This is a genomic window from Sulfuricurvum sp. (genome assembly GCF_028710345.1).
Lineage (GTDB): Bacteria > Campylobacterota > Campylobacteria > Campylobacterales > Sulfurimonadaceae > Sulfuricurvum.
This window is the reverse complement of record NZ_JAQTUH010000043.1, coordinates 1-3,594: the sequence shown is the minus strand read 5'-3', so window position 1 is coordinate 3,594 and position 3,594 is coordinate 1. Positions and strand designations below refer to the sequence as shown.

Sequence of the window (3,594 nt, the reverse complement as noted above, 5' to 3'; positions counted from 1 at the left end):
CACCGTTCTCTTCGAGGTGCATTTTACAGCTATACTCTTTGCCGTTGTCGGGATCGAGAATTTTGCCCCCGTCCCATTCATCACCATCTTTTTTCATATTGCGGATAATGTTCATCCCTTTGATCTTCTGATCTTTGCGATCATCGGTGCATTTACTGCAAACACGTTCAGGATGGTCGATCGGCATTCCGCGCAAAACTTTTCCACTGAGTGTACCGTCATTGCTTCGGGTGATCTGTATAAGGGATTTGGGCTGATGGGTGCTGTCATCGATGGTGAGCCATACGCCTAATGGTGTATCCATCGTTCCACCATACAGTGAAGAAGCAATGGTGAGAAAGAGGAGAGAAATGAGTTTATTTTTAGCGGTACGAATCATAGTATTTCCTTGTTATTATTAGGTTAAATCATACCGTTAATCGGCATAAAATTGTGAATATACACTTAAATAAAATCATTTTGTGAGGTGATTTGTATTAATCGTATCAAATATTGATACGATTAGAGGCTAAAAACGTATCATAAGAATATTTTGTGTGTATCGAAGCGGTGGAGTGGTTTATTATACGTGGAGGGAACAATAAAAATAAAAAAAATTCTCAAATCAAGAATTTATTTTGCATATATAGATTAAAATCATTCACTAAAAAGTAAAAGTAAAATTTGTATTGATTTATGAGTTCAACTATAAAGAGGTGTATTGTGGTAATTCAAGACGAGTTATTAAGAATTTCTGAAATTAGTATTGATGGATTATTTGGCTTATATGACCATAATGTTAAGCTGAATTTATTAGATAGAGTAACTATTATACATGGTCCGAATGGAATTGGAAAAACTCAAATTTTACGTTTTGTTGAGGCTTTTACAGAAGGAAAATATTTTCAATTCAATAAGATACCTTTTGATAAATTTGAAATTATTTTCAATAATGGAAAGAAAGTAGGGATTAGAAAAAATTCTAATGATATCAAAGATGGATTCGATTTTGAATTTTTTTTAATTGATGAAAATGGAATAGATCGTAATCAAAAAGCTTCTATAGACAAAAAAGATTTTGAAAAAGTTTTAATGTATATTAGACGTGAAATGCCTTTATCAAGAACGGCTGAAGATATGTGGATAGATAGACATACGGGAACAAAATATTCATCAGAAGAGCTTTTTGCGAATTATTATGACCAAGTTCCAGATAGTATCAAAAAAAAGTTTGCTACTCCTGAATGGTTAGGTCCTATTGTAAAGAAAATAGAAACACATTTAATAGAAACGCAACGTTTGTTTAATGTTTCTTCTTATTATGACCGTTCTAATCGGATTGCTTACGAACGAGAAGAAAATTTATTTAGTTCCACAGTGCAAGAATATGCAAAAGATTTAAAAAAGCGCATCAACGATACTTTAACGGAATATGCAAAAGTATCACAATCTTTGGATCAAACTTTTCCACAAAGACTATTAGGTGGTGCGATTGATCAAACAAATATAGATGACTTAAAAAATAGGATGGAGGCATTAGAACAAAAACGATCTAATTTAAAGCAGATTGGTTTATTGGGACAAGATGTAACAAATCCATTTGATATTACAACTTTAGATGGATTGAATGATTCACAAAAAACACCAATGGCTCTTTATGTAGAAGATACAGAAAAAAAATTAAATGTTCTTGACCCGATTTCGGAAAGAATGACTGTTATGTTAGAAAAAATAAATAAAAAATTTAGAAATAAAGAGTTAAAAATTGACAAACTCGATGGTTTTACTATCATTGATTCTAGTGGAGATAAATTGACACTTGATGTTTTATCATCTGGTGAACAACATGAATTAGTTTTAATCTATAGTTTGCTTTTTAAGGTAAGACCTAATGCTTTAGTTATGATTGATGAACCTGAACTTTCATTGCATGTTACATGGCAAAGAGCGTTTTTAAATGATATTATGGATATTGCAAAAACTGCAAGTTTTGATGTTTTGCTTGCTACCCATTCTCCTTATATTGTTGGAGATCGCCATGATTTGATGATTTCTCTAGGCGAAGAGGACTAAATATGTCTTTATGTTCGATGGTCAAATCATCTGGTGAAATTATTGCCGAAATTAAAATGAATAAAACTGCTTTTGATGGTGCTTATTTACTTGTTGAGGGCACAACAGATAGTACATTTTGGAATTTACATATTGATAAGCAACTGTGTCAAATTATAGTCTGTGGTCAGAAAAATGCTGTAATTAGTGCGGTGAATGAATTAGATAAACTTGATATTTGCACTCAATTAGGTATTGTTGATGATGATTTTGATTCAATATGTACCATCAGTTATTCGTCGGTTAATTTATTGAAAACAGATGCGAATGACTTAGAAATATCATTACTACAGTCAGTAGCGTTATCAAAAGTTCTTTCTGTTCATGGTGTAGAAAGTAAAATTAAAATATTTGAAGAGAGTCATCATATCGCAATAGAAGAACATCTTCTAAGCTTATCAAAAAATTTTGGAAAATTACGTTTGTACAACAAAGTTAATTCACTAGGTTTTAATTTTATTACTAATCTATCTCCTGCAAGATTTATAGATGAACAAAATTGGAGTTGGAAAACAACATCAAATGAGCCTTTGGAAGTATTTTCAAGTTGTATAGGAAAAAGTATAGAAGAGATTCAAGTTTCAATTGATAGTTTGTGTAATGCTATAAATGATTGGAATTTAGTTCAAGGACACGATACTATGAAAATACTATCGATAGGATTTAAAACAGTCCTATCCAATCAAGTATCAGAAGATACATTAACTAAAGCATTAATTTTGAGTTATGATAAAGAGATTTTCCAGCAGACTGATTTGTATGCAAATATTAAAAAATGGGAAAGTACTAATAGCATTAATATTTTAACTGCATAAAGCCTCTTCTCGCACACTTCTTGCAATATCTGTGATAACTAAGGAGTTGTCATGGAATTCTCCCTCTCTAAACACGAGCACAAACCGCTTCAAGTCAACCCGATCAAACACTCCCAACCGATGGGGGCAACCCTCGCATTTTTAGGGGTCAAAGATTGTATGCCGCTCATGCACTCTGCGCAGGGGTGCGCCTCGTATACCAAAGTCTTTTTTACCCGCCATTTTAACGAGCCCATCGCGATCAACAACACCTCCGTGAGCGACATCACCGCCGTCCTCGATGGGGGCGATTACTCGATACTCATGGCGATAGAGAATATCCAAAACAAAGAGAAAAACCTCAAACCCTCCATGATCGGTCTGCACACGACGGGACTCACCGAGACCAAAGGGGATGATGTACGTGGTGTGGGAACCCATATCGAGATCCCATACGTGTTTGTCAATACTCCCGATTACGAGGGGGGAATGGAGAGCGGATGGGCGCTCACCGTCACGGCTATGATCGAACAGCTCACCCAAAGCGCTACCGAAACGAAACCCGATAAACTCGTTTTTCTTCCACATCTGAGTATGCAACCGATCGAGGTGGAGAAGATCAAAGCGTTTTGTGAGGATTTCGGGTTTGAGACCTATGCGCTTCCCGATCTCTCCACCTCACTCGATGGGTACTGGGAAGCGGGGCAGG

At 35.1% G+C, this 3,594-nt stretch carries 4 protein-coding genes; 3 read left to right on the top strand and 1 reads right to left on the bottom strand.

Features of this window, described 5'->3' with window-relative positions; genetic code table 11:
* Positions 1 to 379, bottom strand: a 379-nt coding sequence (locus PHC76_RS14835; RefSeq protein WP_300210755.1) for a DUF2147 domain-containing protein, incomplete at its 3' end; no start/stop codon positions are given.
* Between the two features lie 323 nt (positions 380 to 702).
* Between PHC76_RS14835 and PHC76_RS14830 the strand changes: the two genes are divergently transcribed.
* The 3 genes from PHC76_RS14830 to PHC76_RS14820 all read left to right on the top strand — a co-directional run.
* On the top strand, positions 703 to 2,052 hold the full coding sequence (locus tag PHC76_RS14830; RefSeq protein ID WP_300210753.1) for an AAA family ATPase: 1,350 nt from the start codon (positions 703 to 705) through the stop codon (positions 2,050 to 2,052).
* A gap of 2 nt (positions 2,053 to 2,054) precedes the next feature.
* Positions 2,055 to 2,906: a DUF4435 domain-containing protein gene (locus PHC76_RS14825; RefSeq protein ID WP_300210751.1), complete on the top strand. Its 852-nt coding sequence runs from the start codon at positions 2,055 to 2,057 to the stop codon at positions 2,904 to 2,906.
* Positions 2,907 to 2,957: 51 nt separating this feature from the next.
* A partial coding sequence (locus PHC76_RS14820; protein ID WP_300210750.1) for a nitrogenase component 1 occupies positions 2,958 to 3,594 on the top strand: 637 nt, incomplete at its 3' end.